Origin of the sequence: Arthrobacter sp. AL05 (genome assembly GCF_029960715.1) — a bacterium.
GTDB lineage: Bacteria > Actinomycetota > Actinomycetes > Actinomycetales > Micrococcaceae > Arthrobacter.
This window is the reverse complement of sequence record NZ_JASBRC010000028.1, coordinates 1-13,897: the sequence shown is the minus strand read 5'-3', so window position 1 is coordinate 13,897 and position 13,897 is coordinate 1. Positions and strand designations below refer to the sequence as shown.

Below are 13,897 nucleotides of genomic sequence, written 5' to 3'. Positions count from 1 at the left end.
AACGGCTTTACCGGCCACCACCGAATGCCTCGGCATAGTCACGGGCTCGGCATAGATCGACCTATGCGGATGTCCGCATAGATCGATGACATCGGACTCTTGCCGGTCGGAACCGACGCGGCCGAGGGCCTCTACCGCCTCGTCGATGCCGCCTACGAGAAACGCTCCATCGCGGTCTCCTCAAACCTGCACCCCGCCGGCTTTGACGAGCTCATGCCCAAAACCCTCGCCACCGCCACTGTCGACCGGCTGCTGCACCACGCGCACGTCTGCCAGACCTCAGGAGAATCGATCCGCCTCAGCCAGGCACTGGCCGGAAAAGGAGTCACGCCAATGAACTAAACCCAAAACCCAACATGGCCAACGCCACCGAACACCCGGTGGGCAGATCTCGTGGCCATGACTGGGCAGTTTTCATGGCCACCAGCGGGCATTTTTGCTGGCCGTCCATGGGCACAAACTATTGGCCATTGACACCTCGGGACCAGGGCAACCAAAGTTTGCTCAGTGGGGCCAGGAATAACCGTCATGTTGGGGCCAAAAAAGGTTGACATAGTCACATGCCTGGATCAAGGGTCCCGCTATCGTCATCGACGCTATCGCCATCTACTGAGTGCCCTCCTCCACCAGGTAGCCTGCGGTCTCATGTTGGGAAGCAAGGTTGCGGTGAACGTTCTTTAGTCGACGCGGAGAGGATGGCTAATAGCGGGGAACCTGCCCAATTCCGAGCAGAGCAATGGAAGGTAGCACTACTTTTTGAGCTTCCCCTTCTGGGACTGCTAATCCTGGTACTGCTGGGCACAGCCGGCCTTACGATTCTCGGTGTCGCCGAGCTTAAAGCGAAGACGTCATCGAGCGCGCGGTAGGGGACCGATGCTTACGGTGAGTCAGACCCCGTAGGTGATGCCACCTATATCCTCACTGGCTTACGGGCGGCGGGTCCAGGGTCCGTCGCTGTGCGTGAGGGCTTGGCAACTACATAGGATTTGTGAATGAGCCGCAATCAGCACAACGTGGAAGTTTTCCGAGACGAGATAATCGCCGCAGCCGCAGAGCTACGTGCTGTGACCCGCGCAGAACAGGACAAGCAGCGAATAGGAGTTGCAGACTGGCTCGACGAACAGTTCATCGGTATCTCAGACCCGCGCGTTCTGCTTGAAGCAACGCGGAATGCCCTTACCTTGTACCAAGGCGGCATGGGGTCGTTCCAGGATGTCGGTAACGGGGCCTCGTCGCACGCGGTCAGTCGGCTGCGTAGTGCGCTGGTGCGTGGGCTCGATGCTGGCGTTCGCGACTCGTGAACGTGCTCGTGGCGGCTCAGTGGCGTCCTCGAGGTGTCACGGGCTTATCTCTTGTCTGTGACTTCCGTGGTAGTCCGCCGGGACCTGATGGTGGCCAGTCCGAATACGCTGCCTGCTGCGGTCAGGAAGAAGAACAGGACCAGCAGCGGGCCCGATAACCCTGGAAAGAGCGGGTTGCTGCCGGACAGAACGATCGAAGCCAATAGCCCCATCATCGACATGCAGAAAAGCGACCCTAGTGCTCTCTGCATGCGGCTCTGCCGAAACAATAGTGACTTGCTTGGAGTGGCCATGGATATCTACTCTCTGGAAAAAATGGCAGCAGCATGTAGGTTCCATCTGCCGTGGCGGCCTTCCGCGGCCCACGCCGGAACAGTGGGTGGAACTGGTCGGTCATACCGGCCGCTGAGGACGACCACGGAGAAGGACCAAGAGAATTGCAGTAACGACAGCTGCGGCGATTCCGCCCAGAAGATCTGACCAAAAGATGACAGGCAGCTTGGTAATAACGAACAGCAGTTGTACCAGTGCGCTCAAGCCGGCAATCCCGACGCCGGCGATCAATAGTCTCGTTCTATGGTCCATGCCGTCCCCCAATGCGGTGGGCTGTTCCGCAGCCCGTTCGCAGCCAGCCTATATGACGGCTTATTCTCGCTCCGGGCTGAGAATGTCGTGCAGACGAGTGTGGAAATTCCGTGCAGACGACTTTGGAGACTGACAGAAAGTTGCTCAATTCCTTTCTTAGGGTTGGTCAGAACTGGTTTTCGAAATGAACGGTGGTCGAAACCGCTTGAGAAGGGTTTTTGACGCGTCCGGCGATGTGATTGGGTACGCGAGGGGCAGCACCCGTGGGCTGTCCCTGGATTCCCAGGTTGATGCTCTCGTTGGCGCCGGGCTGTGCGAGTATTCCAGGAGTACGCCTCCGGCGCGACCCAGGCGCGGGCGCGCTGGAAGGAGTCTGCAGCCTGGCAATGACGCGCGTCGCCCCGGACGCGGGTGAGGCGGAGTCATGCATCCGTGTCGTCGCCGGCACCGAGCGGTCGGTGACTGGACCCCACCTCTAAGCCCGCCGACGCCGTACCAACTCCCGCGGCACCACTCACACAGAGAAGAGCACCTCATCATGACCACCGTCCTCGTCGCCGGAGCCACCGGTGACCTCGGCCACCGGATCGTCCGCGAGCTGCTCGCCGCCGACCCCGCCGCCTTCGTTCGCGTTCTGACCCGCCCCGGCGGCGGACACGCCCAGGCCATGTTCGGGGAGCGGGACCGCGTTGAGATTCGCGAGGCCGCATATACGGACCACGTCGGCCTCGTCGACGCCCTCTTCGGAGCCGACATCGTCGTGTCCGCAGTCAGCGGCGCGCGCTCCGTCATCCTCGACGCCCAGCAGGCGTTGCTAGCTGCAGCCGTTGAGGCCGGTGTGACACGCTTCATCCCGTCCGACTACTCGGCTGATTATCGGCGTGTCACCCCGGGCAGCAACCGCAACTTCGAGCTGCGCAGGGAGTTCGCCGCCGACGTCGATGCCACTCCGCTCCACACGACGTCCGTGCTCAACGGCGCCTTTGCGGACATGCTGACCGGACAGGCTCCGATGGTCCTGTTCAGGCGGCACAAGATCCTCTACTGGTCCTCGCCGGACCAGGTTCTGGACTTCACTACCAAGGACGACGTCGCCCGCACCGTCGCTTATGTGGCACTGGACGACGCCGCGCCACGCGTCGTCGAGGTGGCCGGGGACCGGGTAACAGCCCGAGGTATCGCGCGGATCATGACCGAGCTCACTGGCGCTGCCTTCACCACCCAATGGGCAGGTACCACGGGAATGCTGTCCGGCATGGCCCGGATCGGGCGTCGCGTATCAAATGGCGAGGAGGCGACCTTCCCTGCCTGGCAGGGTATGCAGTACTTCGTCAGTATGTTCAGTGGCGAGGCTCAACTGCATCATGTGAACAACGACCGCTACGGGCCGCAGGCTTGGACGAGCGTCCGTGACGTCCTTGAGGCGCACGTGAAGTACGGTGCGACCAAGGGCTGATGACGGCGACAGCTACTCAGATCGGCCCGCGGCTGTGACTTTTAGTCGGACTTGGCGGATAAATCGCTGTTTGGATTGGCGGTTTGTCGTTCCGCGTGGGTTGCCATTAACGGGTGAGTGGCAGTTCATGGGACGGCGCGCGTTGGGGGCTGATCGGCCGAGCGGGGGGTATGTCTCCTGATGTATCCGTTGACTCCGCCGCTGCAGGTCTCGCCGGGTTCGGGTGTTTGTGGACCCTGCTGAAATGCTTTGTTGGATGCCGGCAGCCGCGGATCTGCCGGGTCTGTGACGCTTAGTTGTTTTCCCCAGGCGGTTTCTTCGATGCGGGATCCCTGGCCGGGAAAGGGCTGACCAGGACGTGGCTTTGGTTGGTTGCAAGCCGGGGGAGCTTGGCGATGTCATCGGCGGGTAGTCCGGGTTGGTAGCTGATCCAGACTGCACCGTGTTCGAGGGAGTGTGGACGCTTGCTTGTTTGAGTGACGGGCTGCTGGTCCGCTGCGGGCCGCCTACGGCGCGGTCGTTGAGGGCTTCTGGGAGAGGGTGCCTTGGAGGATGCCGCCGTGGAAGGTCCAGGCGGCGACAATGATCCAGGCGGCGACTAACAGGGTCTAGCCGGCGATGGCCATCACGTCGAAGGCGGCGAGGTGGGTGTGGGCGGCGAGGCCGGTCAGGCCGGTGACGCAGGTTCCGATGGGGAAGGTGTAGGACCACCAGGTCAGGGAGAACGGCTGGCACTGGCGTCCGGTGCGGATGGTGATGGCGGTTGCGAGTCCGGCCCACATGAGCGCGAAGCGCAGGACCGGCGCCCCGTACAGGACACCGAAGGTTTCCATCGCCCGGGCCAAGGTCCCGGACACGGCGAGGTGGGCGTTTCCGCTCACGAGGTTCGCGGCGGTGATGGACTGGCCCTGCGGGCCCAGCACGATCCACAAGTATGAAACCAGCGACCTCGCGAAGCAGGGAAGTTCGGCTGCCTAAAACGACCGTATCTGCTACAACAACCAAGCGCGTCCAAAAGTGTCAGTTTCAGAAGTCGCCTGCACTGGATTCCTTGGAACTACGGGGCTTATGCAGCCGACTCCTGACACGGAAGTGTTCGAAGCCGTCTGCACCAACCGTCGTTTCGTCTGAAGCCGCGTGCACCAACTGTCATTCTGTCCGAAGTCGCCTGCACGAACCGTCGTTCTGTCCGAAGTCGCCTGCACGAACCGCCACCGACGTCCGGGACTTTCGGCCGTTGGGCTGGGTCTCGGCGGTCAGCGTCGCCGGCGGACGGGGCGGCAGGTAACGGTAGAGGCTGGAGCGGGTGATACCGGTGGCTTCGACGATCTCGGAGATGGGCTGATTTTCCTAATCGCGAAGGTGAGCGGCGTAGGCTAGCTTCGCTGGATCGATCGCGCTGGGCCGGTCGATCCTTTTGCCTTTAGTGACAGCAACGGCACGCGCGTGAGCTGCGCGTTCGATCGCGTAGGTTCGTACCATTTGGCCGAAGAGTGCGAGCATCACAACTGCCGACTGCGACATGGGATCTTCTGGATTGGCGAAATCAACCCGGATCGGTCAGCCAGGTACGTATGACCCGGTAACTCTGACCGAACGATGGTCCGCGGAGCGGACATCGCAGCCTTGACGACACTCACGCGGCCGCGGAGGCTACTATCACCGGTATGGAAAAAGACGGGCAAGCCAACGATTTTCGGCGGCTACTCGGCCTGGTCGACGGCGCGGGGGACATCACGGATTTACTGGACAGGATGGCCGCGTTGGCTGCGGCGACAATGGGCCGGGCGACTGGGGCGCGGATCGGGTGCGTGCTGACCCTGCGGCTGCACAAGCTCAGCCCTACCGTCACCGGCAGCAGCGACGCGGCAGCGGAGAGAAGATGGGCCCGATACAGCGGCGAACCCGTCGCAGCGGGAAACGCTGCCGCGTTGGCCGTGCCTCTTCAGCTGCGCCAGGACGCGACTGCAGTTCTGAACTTTTACGCCCCCGCCACGGGTCTGTTTATCGGGGGTGCCGTTGGCGTGGCAGTCGACTTTGCGGACGCGGCCAGTGATGCCCTACGCCTGAGCATCAGGATCGCCGCGGCGGATCTGCTCAGCCGTAATCTGAAGGCCGCAATGGAGGGCAGGACAGCGATCAACATGGCCTGCGGGGTGATCATTGCGCAGAGCCGGTGTTCGCAGGAGGAAGCCTTCGGTATCCTCCTGCGGGCCTCGACCAGCCGCAACCAGAAGTTGCACTCCGTTGCCACGGAGATCGTCGCGCGCTTCTCCGGCACCACCGGAACGACAACCCACTTCGAGGCCTAACCACCCGTCAAGCCCGCAGGACCTGCCACGATCGCAAATTCGTCGAGGGCACAACGCATTTGAGGCGATGCTCTCTCTGGCCCGGCGCCGCCTCGTCGACTTGGGTAATGCCCGGGACGGCACCCCTGCACTCCTGTTGTTGCTGGACTGCAGGCTGCGTGATGCCTCCTTAGCCGCTGTAGGAGGCGAGGTGCGGCAAGTGGAGTTCGGCCAGGCGTTCATTGAGGACCGCCGCCAGCAGGTCGCAGTCGTGGGCTGGCAGCGGAGCCAGTCCGTTCAGATATGCATCGACGACCCACAGGCCCTGGTTGCCCCCGTACGCGAAGTACGCCAACCATGCTTCAGGGACCTCGAGGCCTGTGAGCAGGAACGCAATATGCATCAGTTCCTGCTGGTTGTTATCCATCAGAACCCACACCCTCTGCCCTCCCGAACTTCGCAGAAGGGCGGGATGAAGGCCGTTGCTTGGTCGCAGGACAAGCATTCCTGCGGTCTCTCATTAGGCTACAACTTTGCCCGTACAGCGGCCATTGTCTTTTCATCGGGCCGCCGCGCACTGCAGTGTTCCCGCCCGGATGGCCGGAAGCTGGCATGACCGGGCGCCAGCCAGGGGACGATACGGGCCTCGCTGCGCTCGGTCGACACAAGCATTCTTTTTCCTTTCTTCTGAGGTCCGTTGGATCATACGTGCCCGCTCCACCGGCGCAACGGGCCTGCGCACGGCCGCGCAGCCGATCGCCTGTGCTCGGCGCTGCGCTGATTTCCTCCCACGAACCATCAATCGCTTGCCCTTCGGCTTGCCCCGGTTCTGCCGGGCACAGCTACGCGATGCTCCGCCAGCACGCAAACCACATGGTGGGGGAGAGGACACCAAGTATTTCCGGCGCCCGCCCCGCCCCAGCGAAACTGAACATCACCTCATGAACACAAAATCCATGACCAGGACGGTCACGACCGACAACGCGGTACCGGAGCGGACACCGCGTATGTTGAGCCAGGGATCCGGCGCATCACCACGGGAAAGGCCCGCCAGGACGACTTAGCGCGCAGCCACGGAGGGGCGCGTAAAGCTGCCGCCGAACATAGAAAGGCAGGGGCCCGCTCTACGCAGTCCGCGCCGAAGAACTCCACTCCCAGGCGGGGACACTTGCCCCGGAGAAGGGACGGCACCAGTTGCCTGTCGAGTCCCTGGCCAATCCCGAGCTGGCCCATGCATTGCAGACCGCCACACAGCAAAGACCCCCATGGCTCTGGAAGCAGCGGGCACTCCCGTGGAGAAACGACTGTTCCTTATCGGTAGGAACGGGATCAACGGGCCCGACATTGATCAGCTGCGCAAGGAAACGACCGTGATCGTCAACGGCGCCGGCACCTCGCATTTCGAGGATCCCTCGTTCGTGAAAGTCGCCAAGGAAATTCTCGCAGCCTAGCTCCTGGCGGAAGGCGGGTTCAAAGGCTCGGCGCGGATGTCAGTGGGTCAGCGGTACCGACGGGTCGAGAAGGAACTCTTCGCCCGCGTGGAGGGCGTCGGGCGCGAGATCGAGAACTGCGTCACCGGCAACGACCGCAGCCGGATCAAAGACCAGGGTGGCAAAACGGAGAGTGCGTCGGCCGTCGGCTATGGATCGGCCGGATACCACGAGAAATTCGCGGAATCCCTGGCAAAAACCGGCGCGAACGAAGCCCGGCTCCGCGGGCGCCTCGCAGCGGTACGCAGCGAGGGCACACACTCCGGGGCGGCGCCCACCATGGGTAAGGGCGCCACAAGGGCCGCAAGGTCGAGCGCGTGTCGGGAGGCAACCGTCGGTGCTTGTAGGGGCTAGAGAGGCTTGACCCGCTCGGCTTTTTTGGTTGCGGAAGGAGCTGAAACATGGTTTTTCTCACGGAGCCGGGCGGGCCAGGCGGTCTGGGCCTGGCCCGCGCGGGGTCGGGTGGATGCCTTTATGCGGGAAGTTCCAGTTCCCAGTCCTTGACGTCCGCTACCGGAGCGAAGAGCCTGGTGTCGAGCTCGTCGAAGGCGAGGTTGTTGCGTACCCGGTGGGGCCAGTTCCGGTTCGCGAGGGCTGCTTTGCCCAGGGCGACGACATCGGCGTCCCCGTCACGGAGCAAGGAGACGGCGGTTTCGGGGTCGTCGAGGTTGCCGTTGGCGATGATCGTTATTCCCGAGTACTTCTTGGCCAGGGCGGCAAGGGACTCCGTGCCGTTTTCGAAGGCCGGGGCCGCGGCCCTGTATTCGGTGGTGTGGATAAAATCGATCCCGGTAGCACCGAGGGTTTCAAAGATGATTCGTGCTTCTTCGGCGCCACCGCTCCACCGGTGGTCATTGTCACTGACCTTGGCCTGGGAAATACGGATTCCCACGCTCATGTCCGGACCCACGGCCTCGCGGACGGCGCGGCAGATTTCGGCAGCGAAACGCACCCTGTTCTCGGGTGAGCCGCCGTAGTTGTCGGTCCTGGTGTTGAGGTAGTCGGTGAGGAACTGGTCAAGCAGATACCCGTTCGCGCCGTGGATTTCTACGCCGTCGAATCCGGCTGCCTTAGCGTGCAGTGCAGCCGTGACGAAGCCGTCGCGGACCTCGTCCATCTGGGCCGCGGTGATCTGCCCGGGAACGGGGTAGGGGCCTTCTCCGCGGTAGAAGGCCAATTGTTCACCCTTGGGGGCGATCGCGGAGGGACCAATGGTGGAGTCCACGAACCGGTTTCCCTGGGTCTGGGCCCCTGCATGCATGAGCTGGGCGAAGATCCGGGCGCCGGCGGAGTGGACCGCCTCGACGACCTTTATCCAGGAGTGTGCTTGTTCTTTGGTGGCGATGCCCGGCTGGAAGAGGTAGCCCTGGCTGTAGGCGGTGTCGGGGTAGATGCCTTCGGTAATCAGGAGTCCGAAGCCGCCGCGGGCATAGGCCTCATAGTAGGCGACCATTTTCTGTGTCGCATGCCCGTCCTCGGTGGCGCTGATGCGCGTCATGGGAGCTAGAGCAACACGATTGCTCAGCCCGGTTGGGCCGATCTGAACAGGGGACCAGAGGGGTGCGAAATCCGGCACGAATATCTCCTAGAGGTGTTTCGGGGAAAGAAAAAGAGAGCCGCAGTTAAGCGTGCTCCCTGGAAGTGCAAACGACAGACACGGGTTTTATATTTCAGACGCAGGCCGGGACGCGCTGGCGGGCTCGGTCCGGGCGCTGCTTTCCCGCGCGTACAGGGTCGGTTCCAACCTGATCGATTCGACGTGTGCGCCGTCGAGCACCCCCTTTAGCAGCTGCACCGCCGTACGTCCGATATCCAGCATGGGCGAGCGGACGGAGGACAGTGGAATGGGCAGCTCCGCGGCCAGTGACGTGTCATTAAAGCCGACCACTGCCACATCGGTACCGACGGTGAGGCCATGGGACCGCAGCGCTCCCATGGCCCCGATCGCGGCGAAGTCATTCACGGCGAAAAGCGCCGTCGGGCGGGGACGGCAGTGCGTCAGGATGGTCTCGGCCGCTTCACGGCCCCCGGCAGTATCGAACCGGGACCACACCACGGCGTTCCCGGGCAGCTTTCCCCCCAGCGAACGCCAGCGGTCGACGAAACCGGCCGTCCGGTCCACAGCCGTGCTGGCGTACGGCTCCCCGGCGATCACCGCGACATTCCGGTGCCCGGTGTTCCACAGGTGCTCGGCCACAAGCTCGCCGCCCAGGACGTCGTCGCAGGTAGCCGCGGGGTAGCCCGGGACGCGGCGGTTCATCAGCACAAACGGCACCTTCCGGTCGGTCATTTCCACCAGCAGCCCAGTGTCCAAATGAGCGTCACCGATGATCAGCCCGTCCACCCGCCGGGCGAGCATGGTGTCCGTCTTGCGTCGCTGTTCCTCAGGGTCATCGCGCGAGTTCATCACAAATGTCGAATAGCCCAGTTCCGCCGCGGCCTCGTCGATGCCCTCGTACCCGCCTGAATCCGCACTTCCCCATACGGTCACGGAGCGGGCCCTGCAGATGAGCGTGGAGGTTCCGTGCGTACGACGCCGCCGATCGCTTCGATGCTCTAGGGTATGAAGTCCGGACCGCGAAAAGCGTGGATTTTCTAGATGGTGGGTTCATCAGGTGGCTCGCTGCTCGTTGACTCGCCTGACCGCCGAACACCGCCGGGTCACGCGGGGTTGAACCCCGTGCCCGAACGTCGGCTCTGCTCCTAGAGCATTGAGTCAAGGTCGGAGCCGACCGACGGATAGGTGGGTGTCATGGATTTGAGTTCGCGGGTGGTTAATCCGTGTTTCATGGCCAGGCTGAATGTGTTGGCCAGTTCCGCGTATCCGGATCCGAACAGGTGCACTCCGAGGAGGTGTCCGGTTTTTCTGTCAATGATGATTTTGGCAGCGCCGGCGGTTTCACCGATTCGGTAGTTCGAGTACCACTGGCTGGTGTCCGAATGCCGAACGTCGATGTTTAGTCCGCTGTCGCGGGCCTCGTGCTCCAGCATACCGATGCGGACCAGCTCGGGGATCGTGAAGACCGCTGTCGGCGTGGCCGCGTAGTCCGGGACCGTGGAACCCGACTTCAACATGTTGGACGCGGCGACCTTGGCTTCGAAAACGGCCACCGGAGTCAGTGGCGGGCCCGCGGTGTCCGCCGCATCACCGGCCGCGTAGACGGCGGGGTTTGTGGTGCTCTGCAGGTGGCCGGCCACCTCAATACCCCTTTTGCCGTAGGCCACGTGGGCTGCTTCAAGATTCAACCGCGACAAATCCGGGATCCGGCCGGCACCGTGCACCACCAAATCCGCATCAAGCGTTGCCTCGCGGCCGGCCTGCTGCAGGCGCAGCCTGTAGCCCTCGCGCGTTTTTTCCACACCGGTGATGCTGGTGCCGCGCCGCACCTGGACCCCGGCCTCCGCGCCGCGGTCGATCAGCAGCTCGACCAGGTCCGCGTCGAATGATTTCAGGGGGCGTGCGCCCCGGTCCACGATCACCGCGGAGCTTCCCGCGCGGGCGGCGATGTGGGCGAACTCGAAGGAGACGAAACCACCGCCCACGAACACAATGCGGGCAGGAAGGGACCTAAGATTCAGGAAGTCGGTGCTATCAATGAGGTGTTCCTGGCCCGGGAAATCCAGGGGCCGAGGTGTGGCGCCGGTAGCGATCAGGACCTTGGATGTCCTGAGCGTCGTCCCGGAGACCTGGATCAGGGACGGTCCGGTAAAGCTTGCGGTCCCATTCAGGGTCTCCACGCCGATATGGCGCAGGTCCTCTTCCATGCTCTGCGGCACCGGGTCGGTGAATCCGTGCTTGTGCTTCATCAGCTCGGCCCAGTTTATCGACAGGCCGTTGCCGTCGATGCCCTTGCCCTGCATCAGCCGGGCACTGTCGATAACCTCTGCGCCGCGCCGCAGGATTTTCTTCGGGTCGCACCCGCGCAATGCACAGGTGCCGCCATAGGGAAGCGAATCGACGATTGCCACCCGCCATCCCGCCGAAGAGCATTTTGTCGCCGCAGCGATCCCGGCCATGCCGGCACCAATGACTACCAGATCGTAGTTCTCGCTCATTTCAAACCTTCCGTTGGATCATCTCGGGCGACCGCATTGGCGGTCGGTGTTAATTGGCCATGGCACGCACCAAGGTCCTCGACACGGACTCGGACCCGTTGGTGCTCCGGCGTTGGATGCCCGCCGATCAGCCGGCATCGATCGCTGCCTTGAGCTGCTCGAGGCTGGGGGCGCCGGCCGCTCCGTCAGGGGTCAGGTAGCGGCGGCACGCCAATCCCACGGAGGCACCGGCAGCAGCGAACACGTCGACACCATTGATGAGGATGCTCGGGGAGCCATGGAACCTTACCCGCTCGGCTTCCTCCACCGTATTCACGAGCTGCCGGACAAGGACAACGCCGGACCGTTCCGCGGCCAGTGTCATGAGCCGCTCCTCGGCGACTTTCCAGTTCGGGCAACCGTCAAAATATTGCAGGGTGATCTCCATACGAACCACCGTAAACCTTATAGTCGGCTACAAGGTCAAGCGTTAGACTGGAACCATGCTCATCGGGAAAGTCAGCGCCGTTACCGGCATCGACACTCAAACCATTCGTTTCTACGAACGTCAGGGACTTTTGCCCGCACCCACCCGGTCGCCCAACGGGTACCGAATCTACGATGGTATGGTTGTTGGTCGGCTGCGGTTTGTCCGCGCCGCCCAGTCAGCAGGACTCGCGCTGAACGAGATCAAGGGAGTCCTCTCCCAGCGCGATTCCGGCGAAGCGCCCTGCGCCCACGTGGCCGGGCTCCTGAAGGAAAAGCTGGCTGAGGTCCGCGGCCGCCAACAAGAACTGGCCGGTCTGGCCGCTGAACTTGGCCGACTCATCGAGGTGAGCCGCGACCTCGATCCAGCCGACTGTTCCGATGCGGACGTCTGCCAGATCATCGCACAACCACCGGCGGACCGACACGAAGCCTCGATTGCGCGAAGCGTGCACTAAAGAGCCGCGAAAAACCGACCATTCGGCGATTCAGGTGCGGAAGTTGCTGTGCAGGTCGTCCCACCGGCCCGGGAACCGGCCGTCGGGGGCCCATTCCCAGCCGCTCCAGGCCCACGGTTCCGGCCGGAAGCAGGCGCGCCGGCCCTGCCGGCGGCCTCGGCAGTCGTCAGTTCTGCAGAAACCACCGATCAGACTGCGGCCGCGAACGCGCGTGCAGCGGCCACACCTGCGGGCCGACGACGTCCAGCTGGCATTCGCGGAGCAGGCGCGCCGGCGGGACACCACCCAGCTGCGGTTTCATGCCCTAGAAGCAGGCCTGCACTACGGCGCGGGAATCCCGCTCCGCGAGCAGGGCGGCCACGTGGTAGGTGGTCCTCAACCGGTGCATCACGTCGGCGGAAGGTTTCCGTTCCCCATCGGCCCACAGCCGGACGGCCCCGGGTTTCCTTCACGGCACCGATGTAGGCGACCAGCGTCTCGCCCAGCGGGTCCTTTAAGTCCCGGACCAGCACGTCGTCGGTCAGCCGAATGGGACCCTGGTGCGCCTTCAGCCCGCCGCGGGCGCCTGTCACTGCAGTCAGAATTCATGGCCCCGCGAAAAGGCTTACCGAATCAAGGGCTCAAACACACCAGGATTCACACTCTGAATGATCGATAACCGGGACCGCTCTAAGCTGCACTCTGCGTGTCTCATCCGATGAACCATGCAGGCTGGCTTTCGCTGCTGTTCTATCTCACTACGATGGCCCGCGCCGGCTGGTTCCATTTGACAGTACACTTAGTATTTCTTTGGGAGCGGTCCGTTGGACGGCGACTGATTCCTGCTGGACCAGCATTTCCATCCGCAGACAAACAAGGGAGACAAAATATGTTGCTTTGGATAGCCATCATTCTCGCTGTTCTTTGGCTTCTCGGCCTGCTCGGCAGCATCGGCGGCGGGTTCATTCACCTGCTTCTGGTTGTTGCAGTAGTCGTCTTGATTTTTCACTTCGTCCGCGGCAGGTCACGCGTTTAAGTTCCCAAACGGTGTTCCCGCGCCGAGGATGCGGATGTGCGGCCTGCCGCCGTGTTCTCGCCCAAGGGGCCCTCACACAATGAGGGTGAGCTGGGGGCGGGGGCCTGAGACCTAGAACTGCAGCCCGAAGGTTGGATTTGAAGAGAATCTGGCTTCGGGCTGCAGCTCTTGCTTCCCAGCCGGACTATTAGCGGAACCCGGGGCAGTCTGGTCTTGTTTTGCAGCTCAGCCAAGACCGAGATATATCAGGACGAAGGCGCCCGCTATCTGTCATCTCAGAACCTGCCCGGCCACAATGCCCATCAGGATGCTGACTACGATCCACAGTGTCCGCCTCGGTACGCTTCGACGTCGATCGGCGCCGGCCACGATTTTCGGCCGCCGTCAATGGACAGGGGTGGTCAGGGCTAACGCCCGCCGGGCGTTGTTCACGGCGCGGAAACGCAGAGGTCCGGCAAAAAACGGTCACAACGAAGACTCGTGGACGGAGGACCCAAGGATATGACGGCCCCATGGTCCTGGTCGATGCGTGGCGGCTCGCCGGAATGCCCTCAGCCAAATACTTGGCGGCGACTATGGACCTGTGGCTGCCTAAGCTGGAAGCCTTCGGGGAGCTCGACGCCAAGCTGCTGATCCCGGCCGTGGCGGCGCAGCTGATAACAGTCTCCGGGGCCACGGTCGACCGGCTCCTCAAATCCGCCGGGGACGCAGTTCTGCCTGCTTAGTGATCGCCGCCGGGAACGGCGGACGGTCAAGCTTGCCGCGGAGACCGAAGCCCGC

16 protein-coding genes and 1 pseudogene are annotated in these 13,897 nt (G+C 63.0%); 9 read left to right on the top strand and 8 right to left on the bottom strand.

Annotated elements, in window-relative coordinates:
- Positions 1 to 81 precede the first annotated feature (81 nt).
- From QK287_RS17765 to QK287_RS17755, 3 genes are all read left to right on the top strand, one after another.
- Positions 82 to 342 (top strand): ATP-binding protein, encoded by a 261-nt coding sequence (locus tag QK287_RS17765; RefSeq protein WP_348774851.1) that lies wholly within the window; start codon positions 82 to 84, stop codon positions 340 to 342.
- Positions 343 to 992: 650 nt separating this feature from the next.
- The gene (locus QK287_RS17760; protein ID WP_282361023.1) at positions 993 to 1,301 is read left to right on the top strand and encodes a hypothetical protein; all 309 of its coding nucleotides are present in this window, start codon (positions 993 to 995) and stop codon (positions 1,299 to 1,301) included.
- A 1,123-nt stretch (positions 1,302 to 2,424) separates the two neighbouring features.
- Positions 2,425 to 3,342, top strand: coding sequence for an NmrA family NAD(P)-binding protein (locus tag QK287_RS17755; protein WP_282361021.1), 918 nt, complete (start codon positions 2,425 to 2,427; stop codon positions 3,340 to 3,342).
- Positions 3,343 to 3,467: 125 nt separating this feature from the next.
- Here QK287_RS17755 and QK287_RS18545 read toward each other — a convergent pair.
- The 3 genes and pseudogenes from QK287_RS18545 to QK287_RS17745 form a co-directional block, all read right to left on the bottom strand.
- A pseudogene (locus QK287_RS18545) lies at positions 3,468 to 3,925 on the bottom strand (DUF3105 domain-containing protein).
- A gap of 25 nt (positions 3,926 to 3,950) precedes the next feature.
- Entirely contained in the window at positions 3,951 to 4,286 is a 336-nt protein-coding gene (locus QK287_RS17750; protein WP_282361026.1) for a hypothetical protein, read from the bottom strand.
- A 205-nt stretch (positions 4,287 to 4,491) separates the two neighbouring features.
- Entirely contained in the window at positions 4,492 to 4,680 is a 189-nt protein-coding gene (locus QK287_RS17745; protein WP_282361025.1) for a hypothetical protein, read from the bottom strand.
- A 329-nt stretch (positions 4,681 to 5,009) separates the two neighbouring features.
- On the opposite strand from QK287_RS17745, the gene QK287_RS17740 reads away from it, so the two are divergent.
- Positions 5,010 to 5,654 carry an ANTAR domain-containing protein gene (locus QK287_RS17740; protein WP_226776144.1) on the top strand — a complete coding sequence of 215 codons (645 nt, stop codon included), beginning with the start codon at positions 5,010 to 5,012 and terminating at the stop codon, positions 5,652 to 5,654.
- A 169-nt stretch (positions 5,655 to 5,823) separates the two neighbouring features.
- Here the strand turns inward: QK287_RS17740 and QK287_RS17735 are convergent, their stop codons facing one another.
- Positions 5,824 to 6,060 carry a hypothetical protein gene (locus tag QK287_RS17735; RefSeq protein WP_282361020.1) on the bottom strand — a complete coding sequence of 79 codons (237 nt, stop codon included), beginning with the start codon at positions 6,058 to 6,060 and terminating at the stop codon, positions 5,824 to 5,826.
- 838 nt (positions 6,061 to 6,898) lie between these two features.
- Between QK287_RS17735 and QK287_RS17730 the strand changes: the two genes are divergently transcribed.
- Together QK287_RS17730 and QK287_RS17725 are read left to right on the top strand one after the other, a co-directional pair.
- Positions 6,899 to 7,084 (top strand): hypothetical protein, encoded by a 186-nt coding sequence (locus QK287_RS17730; RefSeq protein ID WP_282361019.1) that lies wholly within the window; start codon positions 6,899 to 6,901, stop codon positions 7,082 to 7,084.
- Between the two features lie 36 nt (positions 7,085 to 7,120).
- Positions 7,121 to 7,477, top strand: coding sequence for a hypothetical protein (locus QK287_RS17725; RefSeq protein WP_282361018.1), 357 nt, complete (start codon positions 7,121 to 7,123; stop codon positions 7,475 to 7,477).
- A gap of 118 nt (positions 7,478 to 7,595) precedes the next feature.
- On the opposite strand, the gene QK287_RS17720 is transcribed toward QK287_RS17725, so the two are convergent.
- From QK287_RS17720 to QK287_RS17705, 4 genes are all read right to left on the bottom strand, one after another.
- Entirely contained in the window at positions 7,596 to 8,699 is a 1,104-nt protein-coding gene (locus QK287_RS17720; protein WP_282361017.1) for an NADH:flavin oxidoreductase, read from the bottom strand.
- An 87-nt stretch (positions 8,700 to 8,786) separates the two neighbouring features.
- Positions 8,787 to 9,614 carry a substrate-binding domain-containing protein gene (locus QK287_RS17715; protein WP_282361016.1) on the bottom strand — a complete coding sequence of 276 codons (828 nt, stop codon included), beginning with the start codon at positions 9,612 to 9,614 and terminating at the stop codon, positions 8,787 to 8,789.
- 212 nt (positions 9,615 to 9,826) lie between these two features.
- Positions 9,827 to 11,179, bottom strand: coding sequence for an NAD(P)/FAD-dependent oxidoreductase (locus tag QK287_RS17710; RefSeq protein WP_282361015.1), 1,353 nt, complete (start codon positions 11,177 to 11,179; stop codon positions 9,827 to 9,829).
- Positions 11,180 to 11,306: 127 nt separating this feature from the next.
- Positions 11,307 to 11,606: a thioredoxin family protein gene (locus QK287_RS17705; RefSeq protein ID WP_282361014.1), complete on the bottom strand. Its 300-nt coding sequence runs from the start codon at positions 11,604 to 11,606 to the stop codon at positions 11,307 to 11,309.
- 55 nt (positions 11,607 to 11,661) lie between these two features.
- Between QK287_RS17705 and QK287_RS17700 the strand changes: the two genes are divergently transcribed.
- From QK287_RS17700 to QK287_RS17690, 3 genes are all read left to right on the top strand, one after another.
- Complete coding sequence (locus tag QK287_RS17700) at positions 11,662 to 12,102, top strand: heavy metal-responsive transcriptional regulator (RefSeq protein ID WP_282361013.1); 441 nt, start codon at positions 11,662 to 11,664, stop codon at positions 12,100 to 12,102.
- 685 nt (positions 12,103 to 12,787) lie between these two features.
- Positions 12,788 to 13,117, top strand: a complete 330-nt coding sequence (locus QK287_RS17695; RefSeq protein WP_282361012.1) for a lmo0937 family membrane protein — start codon at positions 12,788 to 12,790, stop codon at positions 13,115 to 13,117.
- Between the two features lie 512 nt (positions 13,118 to 13,629).
- On the top strand, positions 13,630 to 13,842 hold the full coding sequence (locus tag QK287_RS17690; protein ID WP_282361010.1) for a hypothetical protein: 213 nt from the start codon (positions 13,630 to 13,632) through the stop codon (positions 13,840 to 13,842).
- Positions 13,843 to 13,897: the final 55 nt, after the last annotated feature.

What these genes read in the sequence shown, in the direction of transcription:
- QK287_RS17740 (WP_226776144.1), top strand. Translation starts at nt 5,010, where the DNA reads ATGGAAAAAGACGGGCAAGCCAACGATTTTCGGCGGCTACTCGGCCTG.
- QK287_RS17690 (WP_282361010.1), top strand. Translation starts at nt 13,630, where the DNA reads ATGGTCCTGGTCGATGCGTGGCGGCTCGCCGGAATGCCCTCAGCCAAA.
- QK287_RS17705 (WP_282361014.1), bottom strand. Translation starts at nt 11,606, where the DNA reads ATGGAGATCACCCTGCAATATTTTGACGGTTGCCCGAACTGGAAAGTC.
- QK287_RS17760 (WP_282361023.1), top strand. Translation starts at nt 993, where the DNA reads ATGAGCCGCAATCAGCACAACGTGGAAGTTTTCCGAGACGAGATAATC.
- QK287_RS17710 (WP_282361015.1), bottom strand. Translation starts at nt 11,179, where the DNA reads ATGAGCGAGAACTACGATCTGGTAGTCATTGGTGCCGGCATGGCCGGG.
- QK287_RS17730 (WP_282361019.1), top strand. Translation starts at nt 6,899, where the DNA reads ATGGCTCTGGAAGCAGCGGGCACTCCCGTGGAGAAACGACTGTTCCTT.
- QK287_RS17735 (WP_282361020.1), bottom strand. Translation starts at nt 6,060, where the DNA reads ATGGATAACAACCAGCAGGAACTGATGCATATTGCGTTCCTGCTCACA.
- QK287_RS17700 (WP_282361013.1), top strand. Translation starts at nt 11,662, where the DNA reads ATGCTCATCGGGAAAGTCAGCGCCGTTACCGGCATCGACACTCAAACC.
- QK287_RS17755 (WP_282361021.1), top strand. Translation starts at nt 2,425, where the DNA reads ATGACCACCGTCCTCGTCGCCGGAGCCACCGGTGACCTCGGCCACCGG.
- QK287_RS17725 (WP_282361018.1), top strand. Translation starts at nt 7,121, where the DNA reads ATGTCAGTGGGTCAGCGGTACCGACGGGTCGAGAAGGAACTCTTCGCC.